General features: G+C 72.5%; 14 protein-coding genes and 2 riboswitches. Of the genes, 3 read left to right on the top strand and 11 right to left on the bottom strand.

The window, feature by feature from the left end; translation table 11 throughout:
• Window positions 1-104: 104 nt before the first annotated feature.
• The 7 genes from ABZ738_RS16670 to ABZ738_RS16640 form a co-directional block, all read right to left on the bottom strand.
• Complete coding sequence (locus ABZ738_RS16670; protein ID WP_357214099.1) at window positions 105-1,100, bottom strand: ECF transporter S component; 996 nt, start codon at window positions 1,098-1,100, stop codon at window positions 105-107.
• Window positions 1,097-2,728 (bottom strand): ATP-binding cassette domain-containing protein, encoded by a 1,632-nt coding sequence (locus ABZ738_RS16665; protein WP_357214096.1) that lies wholly within the window; start codon window positions 2,726-2,728, stop codon window positions 1,097-1,099. Before ABZ738_RS16665 ends, ABZ738_RS16670 begins: the two co-directional genes overlap by 4 nt.
• Window positions 2,725-3,972 (bottom strand): CbiQ family ECF transporter T component, encoded by a 1,248-nt coding sequence (locus ABZ738_RS16660; protein WP_357214093.1) that lies wholly within the window; start codon window positions 3,970-3,972, stop codon window positions 2,725-2,727. The genes ABZ738_RS16665 and ABZ738_RS16660 overlap by 4 nt, the downstream gene beginning before the upstream one ends.
• Complete coding sequence (locus ABZ738_RS16655) at window positions 3,965-4,909, bottom strand: hypothetical protein (protein WP_357214090.1); 945 nt, start codon at window positions 4,907-4,909, stop codon at window positions 3,965-3,967. The genes ABZ738_RS16660 and ABZ738_RS16655 overlap by 8 nt, the downstream gene beginning before the upstream one ends.
• Window positions 4,906-6,354 carry a prenyltransferase/squalene oxidase repeat-containing protein gene (locus ABZ738_RS16650; RefSeq protein ID WP_357214087.1) on the bottom strand — a complete coding sequence of 483 codons (1,449 nt, stop codon included), beginning with the start codon at window positions 6,352-6,354 and terminating at the stop codon, window positions 4,906-4,908. Before ABZ738_RS16650 ends, ABZ738_RS16655 begins: the two co-directional genes overlap by 4 nt.
• A gap of 146 nt (window positions 6,355-6,500) precedes the next feature.
• A riboswitch (cobalamin riboswitch) is annotated at window positions 6,501-6,570 on the bottom strand.
• A 125-nt stretch (window positions 6,571-6,695) separates the two neighbouring features.
• A complete protein-coding gene (locus ABZ738_RS16645) occupies window positions 6,696-7,184 on the bottom strand; it encodes a hypothetical protein (RefSeq protein WP_357214083.1) in 489 nt (162 codons plus the stop codon).
• 40 nt (window positions 7,185-7,224) lie between these two features.
• Entirely contained in the window at window positions 7,225-8,280 is a 1,056-nt protein-coding gene (locus ABZ738_RS16640) for a peptidase (protein WP_357214080.1), read from the bottom strand.
• 96 nt (window positions 8,281-8,376) lie between these two features.
• Window positions 8,377-8,506: riboswitch (cobalamin riboswitch) on the bottom strand.
• Between the two features lie 103 nt (window positions 8,507-8,609).
• Between ABZ738_RS16640 and ABZ738_RS16635 the strand changes: the two genes are divergently transcribed.
• Together ABZ738_RS16635 and ABZ738_RS16630 are read left to right on the top strand one after the other, a co-directional pair.
• Window positions 8,610-9,149, top strand: coding sequence for a DUF4240 domain-containing protein (locus ABZ738_RS16635; protein ID WP_176093747.1), 540 nt, complete (start codon window positions 8,610-8,612; stop codon window positions 9,147-9,149).
• 375 nt (window positions 9,150-9,524) lie between these two features.
• Complete coding sequence (locus tag ABZ738_RS16630; RefSeq protein ID WP_357214077.1) at window positions 9,525-10,832, top strand: hypothetical protein; 1,308 nt, start codon at window positions 9,525-9,527, stop codon at window positions 10,830-10,832.
• Window positions 10,833-10,924: 92 nt separating this feature from the next.
• Here the strand turns inward: ABZ738_RS16630 and ABZ738_RS16625 are convergent, their stop codons facing one another.
• Window positions 10,925-11,695 (bottom strand): Crp/Fnr family transcriptional regulator, encoded by a 771-nt coding sequence (locus tag ABZ738_RS16625; protein WP_176093745.1) that lies wholly within the window; start codon window positions 11,693-11,695, stop codon window positions 10,925-10,927.
• Window positions 11,696-12,052: 357 nt separating this feature from the next.
• Window positions 12,053-12,976, bottom strand: coding sequence for a CDP-diacylglycerol diphosphatase (locus ABZ738_RS16620; RefSeq protein ID WP_176093744.1), 924 nt, complete (start codon window positions 12,974-12,976; stop codon window positions 12,053-12,055).
• Between the two features lie 245 nt (window positions 12,977-13,221).
• Here ABZ738_RS16620 and sodN point away from each other — a divergent pair, with 245 nt between their 5' ends.
• On the top strand, window positions 13,222-13,626 hold the full coding sequence (gene sodN, locus ABZ738_RS16615; protein WP_131054169.1) for a superoxide dismutase, Ni: 405 nt from the start codon (window positions 13,222-13,224) through the stop codon (window positions 13,624-13,626).
• An 80-nt stretch (window positions 13,627-13,706) separates the two neighbouring features.
• On the opposite strand, the gene ABZ738_RS16610 is transcribed toward sodN, so the two are convergent.
• Together ABZ738_RS16610 and ABZ738_RS16605 are read right to left on the bottom strand one after the other, a co-directional pair.
• Complete coding sequence (locus ABZ738_RS16610) at window positions 13,707-16,100, bottom strand: RICIN domain-containing protein (RefSeq protein ID WP_357214072.1); 2,394 nt, start codon at window positions 16,098-16,100, stop codon at window positions 13,707-13,709.
• 72 nt (window positions 16,101-16,172) lie between these two features.
• Window positions 16,173-17,024 (bottom strand): sugar phosphate isomerase/epimerase family protein, encoded by an 852-nt coding sequence (locus ABZ738_RS16605; protein WP_357214069.1) that lies wholly within the window; start codon window positions 17,022-17,024, stop codon window positions 16,173-16,175.
• Between the last annotated feature and the right edge of the window lies 1 nt (window position 17,025).

Raw genomic sequence — 17,025 nt, 5'->3', positions numbered from 1 at the left:
GCCGTCCGCCGGGCACGGCGACGGGAGTCAGGACGGCGCGGAGAGCGTGACGGGGGACCTCGACCACGTCCGGGCACACCCGTCCGCCGACCGGGCACCCCGGCTCATCGTTCGGGTGGCGTACCGTCCCCGGTTCGTCCCGGCGGAGCCGTCGGCACCGCGTCGGGCCCGGCACCGTGCCCGACGGCGGGCGCACCCGACCGGCCGCCGACCGACGGCGTGACCGGCCCGGCGCCGACCGACGGCGTGACCGACCGGCCGCCGACCGGCGGCGTACCCGACGCCGGGCCGGCCGTCGGCGTGGCCGGCGCGGCGAAGGTCACCGGGGCGTCGAACGCGGCCCGGCGGGCGGCCCGACGCAGCGCGGCCAGGACCGCCGGTCCGACCAGGACGACCGCCACGGCGGTGGTGACCGCCCGACCGGTGTCCCAGCCGAAGGTGGAGGTGACGGCCGTGAACACCGCGAAGCGGTGCAGGTTCTCCAGCACCGGCGCACCGGCGACGTACGAGAGCTGGGTGTCCGCGCCGACGCTGAACGGCCAGAACCAGAGGTTCATCAGCAGCCCGTACGCGTAGGCGGCGACCGCACCGTACCCGGCCAGCACGGCGATCTCGGCCCGGCCCCGCAGCCGGGACGGCAGCAGCCCCGCGCCGAGCCCCAGCCAGGCGGCGGCCAGCATCTGGAACGGGAGCCAGGGTCCGACCCCGGCGGTGAGCAGCGCGGAGGCGAACAGCGAGATGGCGCCCAGCAGGAAGCCGAAGCCGGGCCCGAACACCCGACCGGCCAGCACCAGCAGGAAGAACACCGTCTCGATCCCGGCGGTGCCGGCGCCGAGCGGGCGTAACGCGGCGTTGACGGCCGCGAGCACACCGAGCATCGCCAGCGCCTTGCTGTCGATGCCGCCGGAGCTGAGTTCGGCCAGGACGAGCGCGAGCAGGACCGGCAGGACGACGATGAAGACCAGCGGCGCCTCGGTGGTCCGCGCCATCGACTCCGGCTGGGCGGGCACGAAGAACGGCCAGGTGAAGGTGGCGAGTGCGGCGACCGAGGCCAGGGTCAGGATGACGGCCGTACGCGGGGCGACCCGCAGCACGCTCACCGCGCCGACCCGGATCGGGCCAGTGCCGTGGTGACCTGGTCCACCGTCAGCCAGGGCTGCGGGGCCAGGACCTTGGCGACCTGGGGCGCGAACGCCGGTGAGGCGAGCATGACCTCGGCGGCGGTGCCGTCGGCGACGATCTCGCCCTGGGCCATCACCACCACCCGGTCGGCGAGGCTGGCGACGAGTTCCACGTCGTGGGTGGCGACGACGACCGCCCGCCCCTGCGCGGCCAGCCGCCGGACCACGGTGGCGAACTGCCGTTTGGCCCGGTAGTCCAGTCCCCGGGTGGGCTCGTCGAGCAGGACCACCGGCGGGGCGGCGGTGAGCTGGACCGCGAGCGCGAGGGCCAGCCGCTGTCCCTCCGACAGGTCCCGTGGGTGCCGGTCGGCGGGCAGTCCGGGGGTGAGGTGGTCCAGCAACGCCCGGCACGTGCCGGCGGGCATCTCGGACTCCCGATCGGCCTGGGCGCACTCGGCGTCCACCGTCTCCAGATAGAGCAGGTCGCCGGGGGTCTGCGGGACCAGACCGACCCGGCGGCGGGCCCGCGCGGCGGGCAGCGTCTTCGGGTCCGTGTCGCCGTCCGGGCCGGACACGGTCACCGTGCCGCCCTGTCGGGGGCCGCTACCCTGCACCGCCCAGAGCAGGCTCGACTTCCCGGAGCCGTTACGTCCCATCAGGGCGACGACCTGACCCGGGTGCAGGTCGAGGTCGACACCGCGCACCGCCACCGTGCCCGGGTAGCGCACCACCACACCCCGCGCGGCCAGCGCCGGTACGCCCTCCGGTGCCGGTGCCGCCGGTGGGGGCGACGCGTCGGCGAGCCGTTGTCGGAGGTCGCCCGCGCGCCGTCGGGCGTCGCGGACGGAGAGCGGCAGGGGTGTCCAGCCGGCGGCACGACCCAACTCGATCAGCGGTGGGGCCAGGTCGATGTCGGCGAGGACGGCGTCCGGTGGCCCGTCGAGGACAGTGCCGTCACCGGGGAGGTAGAGCAGCCGGTCGGCGTACTGCACGACGCGTTCGAGTCGGTGCTCGGCCACCACCACGGTCACGCCGAGGTCGTGGACCAGGCGGGTGACTGCGGCCAGGACGTCCTCGGCGGCCGTCGGGTCCAGCGCCGAGGTCGGTTCGTCGAGCACCAGCACCTGCGGGTGACTGGTGAGGACCGCACCGATGGCGACCCGCTGCTGCTGCCCGCCGGAGAGTGTCCGCAGCGGACGGTCCCGCAGCTCGGCGATGCCGAGCAGGTCGAGGGTCTCCTCGACGCGCTTGCGCATGACCGGCGCGGGCAACGCGAGTTGTTCCATGCCATAGGCGAGTTCCTCCTCGACGGTGTCGGTGACGAAACCGGCGAGCGGGTCCTGACCGACCACGCCGACGACGTCGGCGAGGTCACGCGGCGGGTACGTGCGGGTGTCCCGGCCGTGCACCGTCACCGTGCCGTACAGGGTGCCGCCGGTGAAGTGCGGCACGAGGCCGTTGATCGCCCGCAGCAGCGTCGACTTGCCCGCCCCGGTACGCCCGGCGACCAGGCACAACTCGCCCTCCGGGATGTGTAGGCAGGCGTCCCGCAGCATCGGTTCACGGCTCTCGGCGTACCGCACCGTGACCCGGTCGAAGTCGATCATCGGTGCGCCTCCGGCTGGGCGGTGTCGCGGCGCGACGTGGGGTCGGTGAAGTCGGTCGTCGTCACCGGCGGGACGGGCAGCGGTCGCGGGGCGGGATTCGCCGTCGGTGCCGGTGGGGCCAGCCAGGCCGGTGCCACCGCCACCAGCACCGCGAGCACCACCAGGGGCGTCAACTCCGGCCAGGTGAGCGGGCTGACCGGCGGATAGAGCCGCTCCGGGTCCACCGTGCCGGCGATCGTCATCACCGCAGCGGTGGCCAGGCCGCATCCGGCGACGGCCAGCTCGGCCAGCCGCCACCGGTCGGGGCGGTAGCGACTGCGCCGCACCTGACGCCCGGCCAGCAGCATCCCGATCACCGCCGTGGCCAGGCCGGCAAGCAGCATCGGCAGACCGAGGTAGCCGGGCACGGTCGCGTCGAGCAGGCCGTACGTGCCGACGCAGACACCGACCAGCCCGGCGAGCACCAGGGCACCGGTGAAGGCACGCTGACCGGCCGGTACGGCGGCGGTGCGCCCGTATCCCCGCGAGTCCATCGCCGCCGCCAGGGCGAGGGACCGGTCCAGGGCGTCGGCCAGCACCGGCAGGGCGATGCCGCGCAGGGCGCGCAGGCCACGCCCGGGAGCGCCGCGCAGTCGGCGGGCACGGCGTACCCGCAGCACGCTCTCGACCAGTTGCGGGGCGACCGACAGGGCGACCACCACCGCCGTGCTGACCGCGTACAGGGCGCCGGGTACGGCCTTGAGCAGCCGCTTCGGGTTGGCCAGGGCGTTGGCGGCACCGAGACAGACCAGCATCGTGGCCAGCCGCAGCCCGTCGTAGAAGCCGCCGAGGAGCTGTTCGGCGGCGACCGGCCCGAACAGCCGGATACCGGCCGCCCAGGCGGGCAGCGGGATCTCCGGCAGGTGGAGCAGGACATGGTCGCCCTGGCCACCACCGAAGACGAGCCGGAACAGCACCCGCATCGCCACGATCACCGCACCGAGCACCAGGTACATCCGGAACGCCAGCGCCCAGGGGGCGTCGCCGCGACGGCGGACCACCACCAGCGCGGCCGCGGCGACGATCATCGCCAGCGGCAGCGGATTCGTGGTGTGGCTGGCTGCCGTCGCCAGTCCGAGCGCCCAGCACCACCACGCGCCCGGGTGCAGGCTGCGCGGCAACCGGCCGGTCCCGGCGGACCGGGCCCTGGACGGCACCGGCACCCGGGCGTGTGGGCCGCTGTCGACGACGGCCCGATCAGTCATCCGGTTCGGCGGTACGCCGACGACGGGCCGCGAGGACACCTCCGCCGACCAACGCGACCAGCAGGAACACGCCGGCCAGGGTGCCCAGCGGCAGGCCGTCGCCGTCCCGGGCCCCGGTGACCTCGACCGGCGGGAGCGATCCCGTGGGGTCGGTCGGTGGCGCGGGCGCGGCACCCAGCGGCGGGACGCCGCCTGTCGTCGGCGGCACCTCCGGCGGCGGGCCGGAGGCATCGCCGGTCGGCGCGACCGGGGCCGGGGCGGCGGGCGTACCGCCCACACCGGTCGGGGCGCCGACGCCCGGCGCCCCGGGTGCGCCTGCCGCCGGCGGCGGGACCACGGGCGGCGGGGCGCCCGGCGGTGGCGGGGCTGGTGCGGGTGGTGGCGAGGCCGGTGCCGAGGTGCGGGGCGGCGGCGGTGCCGCAGGTGTGGTGCGCGGGGGTGGTGCCGGCCGGTTCGGTGCCACCGCAGGCCGGGGCGCGTTGTCGGCGCTACGGTTGAAGGAGAACGACCAGCCTTCGAAGCTGCCCGCCGGTGGCTTGCGGTTGAGGACCCCCCGGTCGCTGTACGCCCACGAACCCCCGTCCGGCGCGTGCCAGTACGACCAGTAGGCGCTGGCCGGCGGGGTATCGACGCACTTCTCCGTGGCGGTCGAGGGTTTGCCCTCGATGCGGCAGATGAAACCCTCGCCCCAGCGCAGGGTGCCGGCGATCTGGAACCCGGCGTTCTTCAACGCCGCCAGACCGGTGGCCTGGTCGCCCGGGGCGCAGCGGACCACCACCCCACCGCCGAGTTCCTTGAAGTCGACGACCACGGTCACCCCGTTGGCGTCGGGACAGTGGCCGGCACGGCCGGCGGCCTGTGCCGGAACCGCCCCGACGGCCGTGCTCGCGCCGGCCAGCGCGAGCACCAGTGCCGCGCGCATAGCACGGCGGCTCATGTGGCCCGCCGGCGGCCCAGCACCAGCAGCACCGCTCCCCCGCCGACGAGCAGCAGCGCGGTGAGCACGTACGCGCCGATGGCCGCGCCGGTGGTCGGCAGGCGTCCCGGGCCGCCCGCGACCGGGCTGGTGCTCACGGTCGGTGTGGCGACCGGCGTGGACGGCGTGTCACTCGGGGACAGACTCGGCGTCGCGCTGGCGGTGGGCGGGGCGGTCGGTGTCGGTGGCGAACTCGGCGTCGGTGACGCGGTCGGCGTCGGTGAGCCGGTGGGCGTGGGCGACGCGCTGGCCGACGGGGTGGGGCCGCCGGTGGGCGGCGGGTCGAGACCGATCCGCCCGAGCGGCACCTGGGCCAGGCCGAGCAGCGCCTGGGCGGTGGCCCGACGCCACTGGTCCCGGAGGTTGTCGGTGATGCCCGCGCCGACCGCCTCGGTCAACGCGTCGGTGTTGTAGGCGATGGCACCGGCCTCGGCCGCGGCGACACCGCCGTTGCCCGTGGTGAGCTGGAGTGCCGCCAACGCCTCGGCGGCCCGCTTCGCTTCGCTGTCCCGCCCCGCAGCGGCCAGGGCCTGCCCGGCGAGGCCGGTGCTGTTGGAGTTCGCGCCGCTGGTCGGCCCCGACCCGCCGAACGACCCGTCGGCGCGTTGCTGTGCCGCCAGCCACTGGGCACCGCGCTGGGCGGCGTCGTCCGCGCCGTCGGCCCCGCTGGCCAGCAGCGCCTGGACGGCCATCGCGGTGGAGTCGACGTCGAGCGTGGCGTTGCCCTGTGCGTCGCAACTCGGCGACGGTGCGCCGTCCGCGTCGGGATAGAGCCGGAAGCCGCCGGCCACGCACTGCTGCCGGACCAGGAAGTCGGCCGTCTCCTGCGGTGCGCCACCGCTGCGGGCCAGCCCGAGGAGGGCGAAGCTCTGGTCGAAGGTGTTGGACGGGTCCTGGCCGGACGCCTCGGTGGTGCGGCTGGTGATCCGGCCGTGCTGGTGGCCGGTGTCCGCGCCGGAGACTAGTGACAGGGTCTCCGCCCGCAGGTCCCAGCCGCCGAAGTCGGTCGGGTCACCACCGGCGGCGGAGGCGGCGTAGAGCAGCTTGGCGGTGGCCCCGCCGTCGGTGAAGCCCTCGATGCCCCAGTCGTCGTAGCTGTTGTAGGAGCGCACGTTCGCGGCGATCTGTGCGGTCGCCGCCTGCCGGGTCGACGCGTCGACGCCGGTGGCCGCGAGGGCGAGCACGCCGTCGATGGTGAGGCCCCAGTCGGCACCGCCGAACGGGCCGGGCAGGACTCCGTCGGCGTACTCGCCGGCGAGCCAGCGCGCGGCGTCGCCGGCGGCGGCGGTGTGGGTCGCGGTCGGTGCGGCCACCCCGCCCAGCGGTGTGGCGACGACGACGGCGAGCGCGGTGGCGGTCGCGGCGCCGAGTCCGGCGCCGACGCGCCGGAGCGAGCAGGAAAGCATGAGGGGTGCCTTTCGCAGAGCGGTCGGTGAAAGCTCCGGAAGGCACCGGCGGCATCCCGTACACGTGGTCGCGACGAGATGCCGAAAGTCGGCTACCCGGACCCCACCCTGTAGACCTCGACAGTGGAAGCCGCTCGTCCTGTTCGGGGCATTCCGGCTCGCGAGACAGAGCTCGCACACGGTTGCGGGTCAGCGCCGGCTTCGACCGGCTTCCCCCCGAACGGGACGCATTCAGTTGTGGCCCGGCAGGCCGGGTGTCGACACCGTACCGCCCGGTCGCCCTACGGCGCCAGACGGCGTCGACACCCGGCGGGCGCGCGGCCCGTCAGGCAACCCGCAGGTCAGGGGGCGGTAATGCTGGGTGCGGTGCCGGTGCCGAAGGACCATCCCTCGACCGTTCCCGGCGCCGGGTTGTAGCTGGTCGCCCCCAGCGTGCTGTAGGTCCAGGCGGCGCCGCTGCCGGAGGCGTGCCAGTAGGACCAGTACGCGCTGGCCGGCGGGGTGTTGACGCAGGGCTCGGTGGCGGAGGTCGGCTGGCCGTTGATCCGGCAGATGAACGCCAGACCCCATCGTTGCGTCCCGGTCACCGTGTAGCCGGCTCCCTGGAGCGCGGCCAGCCCGGTGGCCGGGTCGCCGAGCGCGCACGCCACCTGGACGCCACCGCCGAGCGGGCCGTAGTCGACCACGACGGTGACCCCGGTCGTGCCGGTGCAGGCGGCGGCGTGGGCGGCGCGCGGCGACGGTTCGACGGCGATCAGGCCGAGTGCGACGACGGCCGCGGCCAGCAGGCCGGCGAACCACCGGCGGGCGGGACTCTGGACATGGGACATGGGCACTCCTTCGCCTCAGGGAACGGGAATCGGTGGGTGATCAGAGGCAGGGCAGGGTGGGTGCGCCGGTGGCGGCGCCGACGGACGAGAGCCGTGCGTACCCGGTGCCGGTGACACCGAGGACGGCCTGGGCGGTGGCGCGGGTGGCGGTGCCCGGGTCGAAGGCCCCGCCGTCGAAGTCGACGGCGCCCCGGTCGGCCGTCGGCGCGGCGCAGCCGACCTGCAACCCGGTCAGGAAGATCCGGGCCCGCAGCCAGGCCAGCGGTCGGCCGCCGTCGCGCAGGGCCTGCGCCGCCAGTCCGGTGCTGTTGGCGTTGGCGATCCCGTCGGCGTTGACGAACCCGCCGTCGACCCGCTGCACCGACACCAGCCAGCGCAGTGCCGCGGCGGCGTCGGAGTGTCGTCCGGCGGCCCGCAGCGCCTGCGCCGTCAGGGCGGTGGCGTCCACGTCGGAGTCGCAGACCGGCTGCGCCGGCAGCACCGGGTAGCCGCCGTCCGGGCACCGGGTGCCGACCAGCCACGCGGCGGCCGACGGGGGCACGCCCGCCACGGTCCGGCGCAACGCGAGGATCGCGAAGGACTGGCTGAACGCGTTGCTGTAGTCACCCCACGCCGACCGGTCGGTGAAGCGGCCGTCGGGCGCCTGCAACCCGCGCAGCCGGGTGACGAGGTCCACCCCGCCGACGTCGGTCGGGTCGCCGCCGCGTACCGCGACGGCGAGGGCGAGCTTGGCGGTCGCGCCCGCGTACGCCTCGGTGGTGCCGTCGCCGACATAGCCGTCGCGGACGTCCGGCTGGGTGACCCAGGCCAGCGCCGACGCGCCGAAGTCGTCGGCGACACCGGCGGCGGCGAAGGCGAAGACCGCGTCGAGGGTCAACCCCTGGTCCGGGTACGCGACGCCGTCGAAGACGGTCTCGAATCGTTCCCCGTCGACCAGTTGCCGAGCCAGCCAACCGGCGGCTGCGTCCGAGCGGACGCCGCCCACCTGGACGGGGGCGGCGATCGCCGGACCGGTGAGAGTCAGGGTCAGGGTGAGGGCGGCGAGCACGCCGCAGAGCAGGGTGAGCGGGCGGTGCCGGCTCAGGCGGACGACCATCGGGCGCGCCTTTCCGGCCCGGCGGTCGTCAGAAACCCGGCCCGCCCGTCAGGACGTGGCTGGCCGGCCTCCGACCCGTGGGCCACGACGGGTGAGGTGCAGGAGCGCGGGTACGGCAGGTATTCGGGCTCGCCACCGGGGTTACCCCCGGCGGCCCACCGTTGCGGGCCAGCGCCGGACTTCGACCGGACTTCCCCCACACGTGACCGCGGCTGTGGAATTGTCGGGCCAGTCTGATCGGCCCTCGCCGTCGCTGTCAATGTGCGACCGGTCGCACGCCGTGCGTCACGCCGACTCCCGATGTCGGTGCTCGCCGCTATCGTCCGGCCATGACGAACAGTGATCTTGCCGTCCCCCCGACGCTGCCGACGGCCGAGGAGGAGGACCGCTTCTGGGCGCTGGTGGAGCAGGCGTGGGCCGGGTTGGGGCCGGAGCCGGCGGCCCTGCGTCGCGCCCTGATCGACCGCGATCCGGCGCACGACGACGGGTACGCCATGGACCCGTGGCTCGACCCCTTCCTCGACGAGCTGCGCCGGCTCTCCGCCGACCTGTCCCGCGCGGAGTTGGTCGCCCTCGACCGGGTGATCGAGCGCAAGCTGTACGACATCGACCGCGCCGACATCCACGAGATCACCGACGGTTCCGACGACGGCTTCCTGTACGCGCGCGGCCACATCGTGGCGTTGGGCCGGGAGTTCTACGAGGCCGTCCGGGCGAATCCGGCGACGGCGGTGCCCGACGCCGGCTGCGAGGGCTTCTGCTACCTCTTCTCCCACCTGCATCACGAGCGGTTCGGTGACTGGCCGGAGACCGGCTCGGGGATCAGCCGGGAGTCGTGCAGCAATCCGGCCGGCTGGGCCGACGCGTAGCTCCCGTGGGCACGACCAGGACACCCCCGGACCGGCGTCGCTTGTGATGTATGTTCGGTTCGATTCGCTCAATGCCACACACACGCTATCGGCGTATGCACATAAGTGAGCAGACGATCTCTCCCGCGACCGGCACCGTAGTGGTTCCCGAGTCGCGAGGGAGGTGATTTTCATGAAGAAGCTCACGGTTCGCCGGCTGGAGTCGGTGAAGACCAGCGCTGTCGCCGCTGCGTGTGTCGTCTCCTGACGGTGACACGCCACCTGAAGGCCGGCACCCGGACGGCAACTCCGGGTGCCGGCCTTCATCGATCCGCATGAGATGAGCGAAAAGGACGACTGACCATGGCCGGCTACCCACCAGACACACTTGTCCGAGTGCGCCCGTTCGACCACCGCACGGAGGGCGACACCGTCATCATCGGCGATGTCGAGCGGCAGGTATTCCTGTCGATCCCCGCCGAAGGGCTGGATCTGCTCCACTCGCTGGCCGCCGGCAACTCGGTGGGCGAGGCGGTCCGCCAGTACGAGCAGAAGTACTCCGAGACGCCCGACATCACCGACTTCCTGGACGCGCTGGGCGACGAGGGCTTCGTCGAGGTCGACGGCGAGGCCGCCGCACCCGGCCCCACCCCGGCCCCCGCCCCGGCCGCGACGTCCCGCCCCCGGCGCAGCTGGAGCCTGAACTGGCTCAGCCCGACGGTGGCCCGCCGCATGGTCAGCCTCCCCGTGCTGCTGCTCTGCGTCCTGGTCATCGCGGGCGGCGTGTATCTCGCCGCCGACGATCCCGACCTGCTGCCCACGCCCGGCGAGACGCTGCTGTTCCCCATCCACTTCGCGGCGCTGACCTGGGCGACGTTCATCCTCACCCTGGTCGGGGTCGCGATCCACGAGGCCGCGCACATGGTCGCGGCGCGGGCGGCGGGCGTACCGTCGCGGCTCGTCATCGGCAACCAGATGTACATCCTGGTGGTCCAGACCGACATGAGCACGATCTGGATGGCGCCGAAGCGGCAGCGCTTCGTCGCGTTCATCGCCGGGACCCTGGTGGACGGTGTGCTCGCCTCGTCCTTCGTCTTCGCCCTCTGGGCGGGCCGGCAGGGCTACCTGCAACTGCCGGAGTGGGGCGCGCTGCTGCTCACGGCACTGCTCTTCACGTACCTGGTCCGGATCATCTGGCAGACCTTCCTGTTCCTGCGGACCGACGGCTACTACATCGTCGCCACCGCGCTCGGTTGCCGGAACCTGATGTCCGACACCGAGGACTACCTGCGCAACCTGGTCGCGCGGATGGTGCGGCGCGCACCCCGGGTGGACCAGTCCGGCCTGCCCCGGCGGGAGATGCGCGTCGTGCGCTGGTACGCCCTGGCGTGGATCGGCGGGCGCCTGATGGCCCTGCTCACCCTGATCTTCGTCGGGATCCCGCTGCTGTGGGGCTTCATCTACCAGTTCCTGCTCTTCGTCTCCGGCCAGGACTCCATGATGGGGTCGTTTGACTTCGTCACCATCGCGGTGATCAGCTTCCTGCTCGACGGCGGCGGGCTGCTGCTCTGGGGACGCAGCCTCTATCGGGGTGCCCGGGAGCGACGTCGCCGGCACGACGTCCGGTCGGCCCGGGAGCAGGCCCGCGCAGCCACCCCGAGCACCACGACGCAGAAGGTCGTGGAACCGAGCGGCCAACAGTGACCCCTCGGTCGTCTCCCCCGACTCCCGCCTGCGGCCGACGTGGTCGCAGGTGGGAGTCGGCGGCGTTGCGGGTGGCGCAGGGCACGCAGCGGTCACGCCACGGCGTCGGGACGAGCCAGCCGGCCCGGCCCCAGGCCCATCCGTTCCATCAGGTAGTCGACGATCAGGCGCGGATCGGCGTGGAGGGAACCGCACGGTGCTCTCCGGATCATCCCGCGATCGGTGAAGCGTTGCAGGAACAGTCCGACCCGGGAGCGGGTCGTGCCGATCATCGCGGCGTAGTCCTCGTGGCGCAGCTTGAGACCGATCCGGATGGTGCGTCCGGAGGCGGTCCCGAACCCCTGTGCCAGGTCGAGCAGTCGCATCGCCAGGCGCGCCTCGCAGTCGGATGTGGTGTGTTGCAGCAGCAGCGAGCGGTGCCGACGCGCTTTCAACATCTGGCTGTGCAACCACACGTCGCAGATGCTCGCGTCGTCGAGAAGGTCCCGCAGGACGGCGGTGTCGAGCACGATCAGATTCGTGTCGACAACGGCAGCGGGAATGTACTGGTTCGGCATTCCGGGAAGTGAGTCCTCGCCGAAGTAGTCGTTCCTCGACAACACGTCGATAATGGTCCGGCGACCGGTCGGAGAATAGTGCTCCAGGTATATCGCGCCACCGTCGATGAAATAGACACGACCGTCCGCGCCCTCCGTCTGGTGCAACAGATCACCGGCCGCGAGCGTCACCCGTCGGGCCGCCACCGTGTGTGAGTAGAGAGCGGACCGTACGCCCCTCATGAGGCGGTGTGTCAGCTCGGAGCCGCGCGGCACGAGCATGTCGTCCAGGACGTTCGTGGCGGTCCGCGTACTGGCCAGGGTCATCTCCGTTCACCGTCCCGATGTCTCGTCAGCGCGGTGGGTGCCCAGGGATCGCGCCGGGCCATCAATGATCTTGACGTCCGTTCCTGATACGCTAGCGAGTCACCCGGCCGCCCGTCAGTCGCGCGTTTTACCGGCTCCGGCGGACCGAACGGTTCCTCAGATGTGACCACCCGGCCAGAATGGGTCCGATTCGACCGTGGCGTCAACCCGTGAAATGGCCGCTCGCACCGCTTGTCGCCCACCGCGCGAGGGCGTCCCGCTCCGCACGGCACACCACCGCGGCTGGTGTAGCATGTCGTGTTCCGCCGCCCGGGGCCGGACACGACACATCGTGGCCGAGGTGCCCGACCGCTCGGGTCACGCGTAGGCGAGCAGGAAGTCGACGGTGCCGGTGCCGCCGGGCTGGCCCGGCGGGACGGTCAACCCCGGCTCGCTGTTCAGGACGTAGAAGCCCCCGTTGCCGATCAGGCGTGGGGTCACCGCCATCGCCTGGGCCGCCATGGTCGATCCGGTCGGTCGTACCACGCTGTCGAGCAGGAGGCGGAAGAGATTGTCGTTGAGGTTGGCGACGTGCAGGACCCGGTAGGAGCGCGGCGCGGGGGCGCCGGTGCTGGTCAGCCCCCAGATCGGCACGATCTGGTCGCGCCACCGGGCCGGGTTGTTGGTGATCGCGGCGTCGTGGTTCTGTAGTTGGGTCTGGATGCCCGAGTGGATCCCGGCCAGGTGGATGTGGAGTTGGTCCTGCTGCCGGATCATCGGGTCGGCCGAGTTGATGCCGAGCCCGACGTGTGGATAGACCACGTGTCCGGGCTGGCCGGGTTGGGCGTTCAGCCACGCGTCGAGCCAGTAGTTCGGGGCGGCGGCGGTGGTGATGAACGGGCACTCGATGCCGCTGACACGGCAGGTCGGGACGAGCAGGTAGTCGTGGTTGGACCCGGACCCGCCGTTGAGGACCACGTACGTCGCGGTGGTGCGCAGGCACTGTGGGAACGGCGGTCCGGGCTTCGCTCCGGTGCAGACCTGCACCCGGTCCCACAGGTCGTACCGACCTCCGGTGTCGCTCGGGTAACCGCAGAGGGCGGAGGGCGTGGGACAGGCGGCGGCGCCCGGAGCACCGGGGACGTCCGGGTTCGCCGGGGGGCCTCCCCCGTCGGCGGGGCCGCCGTCGGCGCGCGCCCGACCGGCCGCGACCAGGCCCAGGAGGCCCGTGGCGCCGACCGTTCCCGAGAGCCTGACGAACTGGCGTCGGCCCAGTTCCGTACCGGTCCTGTCGTCGCCCACCGTCAGCCTCCAGGGTTCCCGATCCGCGCGGACGCGCCGGTGTCCGCCTCCGGCCGGGACGCCGGGCGGACGAATCGGACGCGATGTCGACATTAGGGCGGAGAAGCCGAAAGCTCCTCGACGTCGAGGGCCGGTCCCCTGATCGTGTCCGCCGACCGGTGATCATCGTCTCCCGGCCGCCGCGTTGACCTGACGTGCGGTTGAGGTTTTAGCGTTCGAGGGAAGGAAACCGAGAAGGGCAAGCCATGCGACTGTCACGTCTGTTCACGCCACGCACGGTGGCGAGCGCCCACTGCGACCTGCCGTGCGGGGTCTACGACCCGGCCCAGGCCCGCATCGAGGCAGAGTCGATCAAGGCGATCTGCGAGAAGTACCAGGCGAGCGACGACCCGGAGTTCCGGACCCGCTCGCTGATCATCAAGGAGCAGCGGGCCGAGCTGGTCAAGCACCACCTGTGGGTGCTGTGGACCGACTACTTCAAGGCTCCGCACTTCGAGGCGTACCCGCATCTGCACCGGCTCTTCAACGAGGCGACCAAGCTGGCCGGGGCCGGCGGCGCGAAGGGGTCCGCGGACCCGGCCGTGGCCGAGCAGCTCCTGGCCCGGATCGAGGAGATCTCGACCATCTTCTGGGAGACCAAGAAGCAGTGACCGTGATCCGGGCGGCACGTGCCGCCCGGCCTCGGCCGGGGTCGGGTGGGACGGGGCCGGACCCGTCCCACCCGACGTCTTCAGCTACGCAGGTTCCACTGCTGGTTCGTGCCGCCGTGGCAGGCCCAGAGGTGCACCTTCGTGCCGTTCGCGGTGCCGTTCCCGCTGGCGTCGAGACAGAGCCCGGACTGGGCGCCGGTGATCGTGCCGTTCGGGTTGACCGTCCACTGCTGGTTGACCTGCCCGTTGCAGTCCCAGATGATCGCCAGGGTGCCGTTCGCGGTGCCCTGACCGGACGCGTCGAGGCACTTGGTGCCGTACACCACGAGTTGCCGGGCGGCGGTGTACGTGAAGCGCTGGTTGGTGCCGCCGTGACAGTCCCAGAGCTGGGCCTGCGTGCCGTTGGTGGTGCTCGATCCGCCGATCTCCAGGCAGCGACCGGACTGCCCGCCGACGAGTAGGACGTTCTGCTGGCCGCCGCCGCTCTGCGGACCGGCCGCCGCCATCACCGCCTGCGCCCCGGCGGGCCAGTTGTTGTTGCTCACCGTCACGTTGCCGTTGACCACGTTGCCGCGATCGCCGTTGGTGACGTTGCTGCTGCCGTTGGTCGACCAGTTGTTGGTGACGGTGAAGTTGCCCATGTTCTCGGCGTACCAGTAGTTGGCGGTGGCCCAGGTGCCGGTCGACGAGAAGACGTTGTTGCGGGCGGTGAAGTAGCGGGAGCCCTCGTCGAAATAGAGCCCGAAGTGGCCGTTGGTCCGCAGGCAGTAGTTGTCGGCGATCAGTCCGCCCGGATTCGCCGACAGGGTGTAGATGCAGCCGCCGTCGTTCATCTGCTGCATGACGTCGTGCACGTAGTTGCCGATGACCCGGTTGTTGGACGCGGTGGTGGCGGTGCTGTAGCGCGGCTGGTAGTTGTACAGCCCCCGGTCGGCGTAGTGGTTGCTGCCCCCGGCGTCGTTGGAGCCCCAGCCGTACCCGACGGACATGCCGGTGTACGGCATGTTGTAGACCTCGTTGTACGAGACGGTGGAGTTGGTGACGTAGGTGGTCAGCACCGAGACAATGCCCCGGTACTCGATGCCCAGGTCGTGCAGCCGGTTGTTGCTGATGGTGATGTCCCGGTTGACCATGCGCTGGTCGCTGGGGTGGTGGGCGTCGGCGCGTACGCCACCGACGACGATGCCACCGGCGACGTTACGGGCGATCTCGGACCGGGTGATGGTGATGGTGCTGGCCCCGAGGCCGACGCCGCTGCCGTGGGCGTTGGCGTCGTTGCCGATCCCGATGGCGGTCTGACCGAGGTTGACGAACGAGGAGTCGGTGAAGGTGACGTTGTTGGCGGCCGAGATCTGCACGGCGGCCGGCATCTGCTGCCAGTTCGGGCGGGTGGCCTCGAACTGCGGGCAGCCGTTGTGGCAGGAGGTGAAGGCGGGCCAGCTCCAGTTGCCGGCGATGTACGCGCCGGTCTGCTGGTCGACGTAGCCCTGGGCGCTGCTGGCGCCGAGCCAGCTCGTGCCGGTCACGGTGACCCCGCTGAACGTGATGTGGTGGGCCGGGGCCGCGTACGTGCCGCCGATCTGGATCAGGGACTGCACCGTCGGCAGCTCCACCCGGGCGGTGCTCATGTTCTGCCCGGCCAACGGGATGTAGGACAGCGCACCGCTCCCCGGGTCCAGATACCACTCCCCCGGCGCGTCCAGGAACTCGTAGGCGTTGCTCAGGTACAACGGTCCGGCCCGGTGCGGGCTGGTGAAGGTGTCGTACCCGAAGTTGTTGTTGCTCCAGCCGGGTTGCTGCATCCGGATCTGGTTGCCGCTGATGCTCTGCACCGACACGTACCGGTCGGTGAACGAGTTGACGCTCTCCATCTGGACGCGGCTCTGATTGGCCAGGTTGTTGAGGTAGCCCAGCGCGCTGCTGGTGAACCGCATCCCGGTGCTGTCGGCGGTGAAGTCGGCCCGGTTGACCTGGGTACGCGCCCGGGTGGCGACGGCACCGTCGACGTAGAGCTGCCGGCTGTCCAGTCCGGCGCCGACGTTGGCCCGCCAGATGTTGCGTCCGGCGTCCACGAGGGACCAGCCGGTGACCGCGCGGGCGCCGCTGATCACCGGGCGGGCCGACGGGGCGGCCTGCCACAGCACGCGGTATCCGTTGGTGCCGGAGTCGGCGGCGGTGAAGCGCAGCGGCGCGGTGAGCCGGTAGGTCCCGTCGGCCAGTTGCACCACGATGTCGCCGGACATCGCGCTGTTCAGGGCACGGACGGCGGTCTGCGCGCCGGTCAACGAACACGGCGCGGCGGCGCTGCACGTGCTGCCGCTGCCCGTCGGCGAGGCGTAGAGGGTGGTGGTGGCGGCGAGGGCCGGGGCGGCGGAGGTGGCCACGACGGTGGCGGTGAGTACGCTGGTCAGCGCCACCGTGGTCACCGCGGCCAGCACCCGGCGGGGTGTGGAGGGACGAGGCGGTCCGGACACGGGAGGTCTCCTTCGGCTGGGACGGGTGGTGGTGATCGTGCGGGTGGTGGCCGTGCGGGGGTGGTGGCCGGCTCAGCCCAGGAGCCCGCGCAGGTAGGCCAGGCCGTCGAGGGCGAGCCGGTCCGGCGACGGGGCGAGGGGCCGCCAGATGGACGCAGCGGTGGCGATCGTCTCGTTCTCGGCGGTGAACGACTCGATGCAGACCGCACCCCGGTAGCCGGTGCCGGCCAGCACCGCGAACAGGCGCGGCCAGTCCAGGTGGTCGCTGCCGGGAGCGCCCCGGTTGGTGCCACTGACCTGGACGTGCTTGATGTACGGGCCGGCGACGGCGAGCGCGGCGTACGGGTCGGCCTCCTCGATGTTCATGTGGTACGTGTCGATCATCAGGCCGACGTTCGACGGCAGGCCGTCGATCAGGTCCACCGCCTGGTCGATCGTGTTGACCACGCTCGTCTCGTACCGGTTGAGCGCCTCCACTCCGATGGAGACGCCCCGCGTACCGGCGTACTCGGCGACCGGGGCCAGGGCCCGGCGGAAGTCCGCGTAGCAGGCGACGCGTTCGGCCGCCGTCATCCGCCAGGTCCGGCCCACCGAGGCGTAGACCGGACCGCCGACGCTCGGCGCGCCGACGGCCGCCGCGCTGTCCACACAGCCCTTCAGGTACGCGACGGTGGCCGCCACCACCGCCGGTGTGGCGTCGACGAGGTCCCGGCCGGGCGGGGTGACCGCGCAGACGCCGGCGGCGCTCAGCCCGTGTGCCGCGAGCAGGTCCCGGGTCCGGAGCGGGTCCCAGTCCCCGGGCTGCTCGATCGGCAGCTCGACCGCGTCGAAGCCGAAGCCGGCGATCCGGGGCACCAGCTCGGCCAGGGCCGCGTCGTCGACCGGTGAGGTCCACACCCAGGGGTTGACGCCGATCTCGTACACC

Origin of the sequence: Micromonospora sp. NPDC047793 (genome assembly GCF_040642635.1) — a bacterium.
In the GTDB taxonomy this organism is placed as follows: Bacteria; Actinomycetota; Actinomycetes; order Mycobacteriales; family Micromonosporaceae; genus Micromonospora.
This window is presented reverse-complemented; position numbering and strand designations above follow the sequence as displayed.

What these genes read in the sequence shown, in the direction of transcription:
- ABZ738_RS16665 (WP_357214096.1), bottom strand. Translation starts at nt 2,728, where the DNA reads ATGATCGACTTCGACCGGGTCACGGTGCGGTACGCCGAGAGCCGTGAA.
- ABZ738_RS16655 (WP_357214090.1), bottom strand. Translation starts at nt 4,909, where the DNA reads ATGAGCCGCCGTGCTATGCGCGCGGCACTGGTGCTCGCGCTGGCCGGC.
- ABZ738_RS16635 (WP_176093747.1), top strand. Translation starts at nt 8,610, where the DNA reads ATGACGAACAGTGATCTTGCCGTCCCCCCGACGCTGCCGACGGCCGAG.
- ABZ738_RS16660 (WP_357214093.1), bottom strand. Translation starts at nt 3,972, where the DNA reads ATGACTGATCGGGCCGTCGTCGACAGCGGCCCACACGCCCGGGTGCCG.
- ABZ738_RS16645 (WP_357214083.1), bottom strand. Translation starts at nt 7,184, where the DNA reads ATGTCCCATGTCCAGAGTCCCGCCCGCCGGTGGTTCGCCGGCCTGCTG.
- ABZ738_RS16640 (WP_357214080.1), bottom strand. Translation starts at nt 8,280, where the DNA reads ATGGTCGTCCGCCTGAGCCGGCACCGCCCGCTCACCCTGCTCTGCGGC.
- ABZ738_RS16625 (WP_176093745.1), bottom strand. Translation starts at nt 11,695, where the DNA reads ATGACCCTGGCCAGTACGCGGACCGCCACGAACGTCCTGGACGACATG.
- ABZ738_RS16650 (WP_357214087.1), bottom strand. Translation starts at nt 6,354, where the DNA reads ATGCTTTCCTGCTCGCTCCGGCGCGTCGGCGCCGGACTCGGCGCCGCG.
- sodN (WP_131054169.1), top strand. Translation starts at nt 13,222, where the DNA reads ATGCGACTGTCACGTCTGTTCACGCCACGCACGGTGGCGAGCGCCCAC.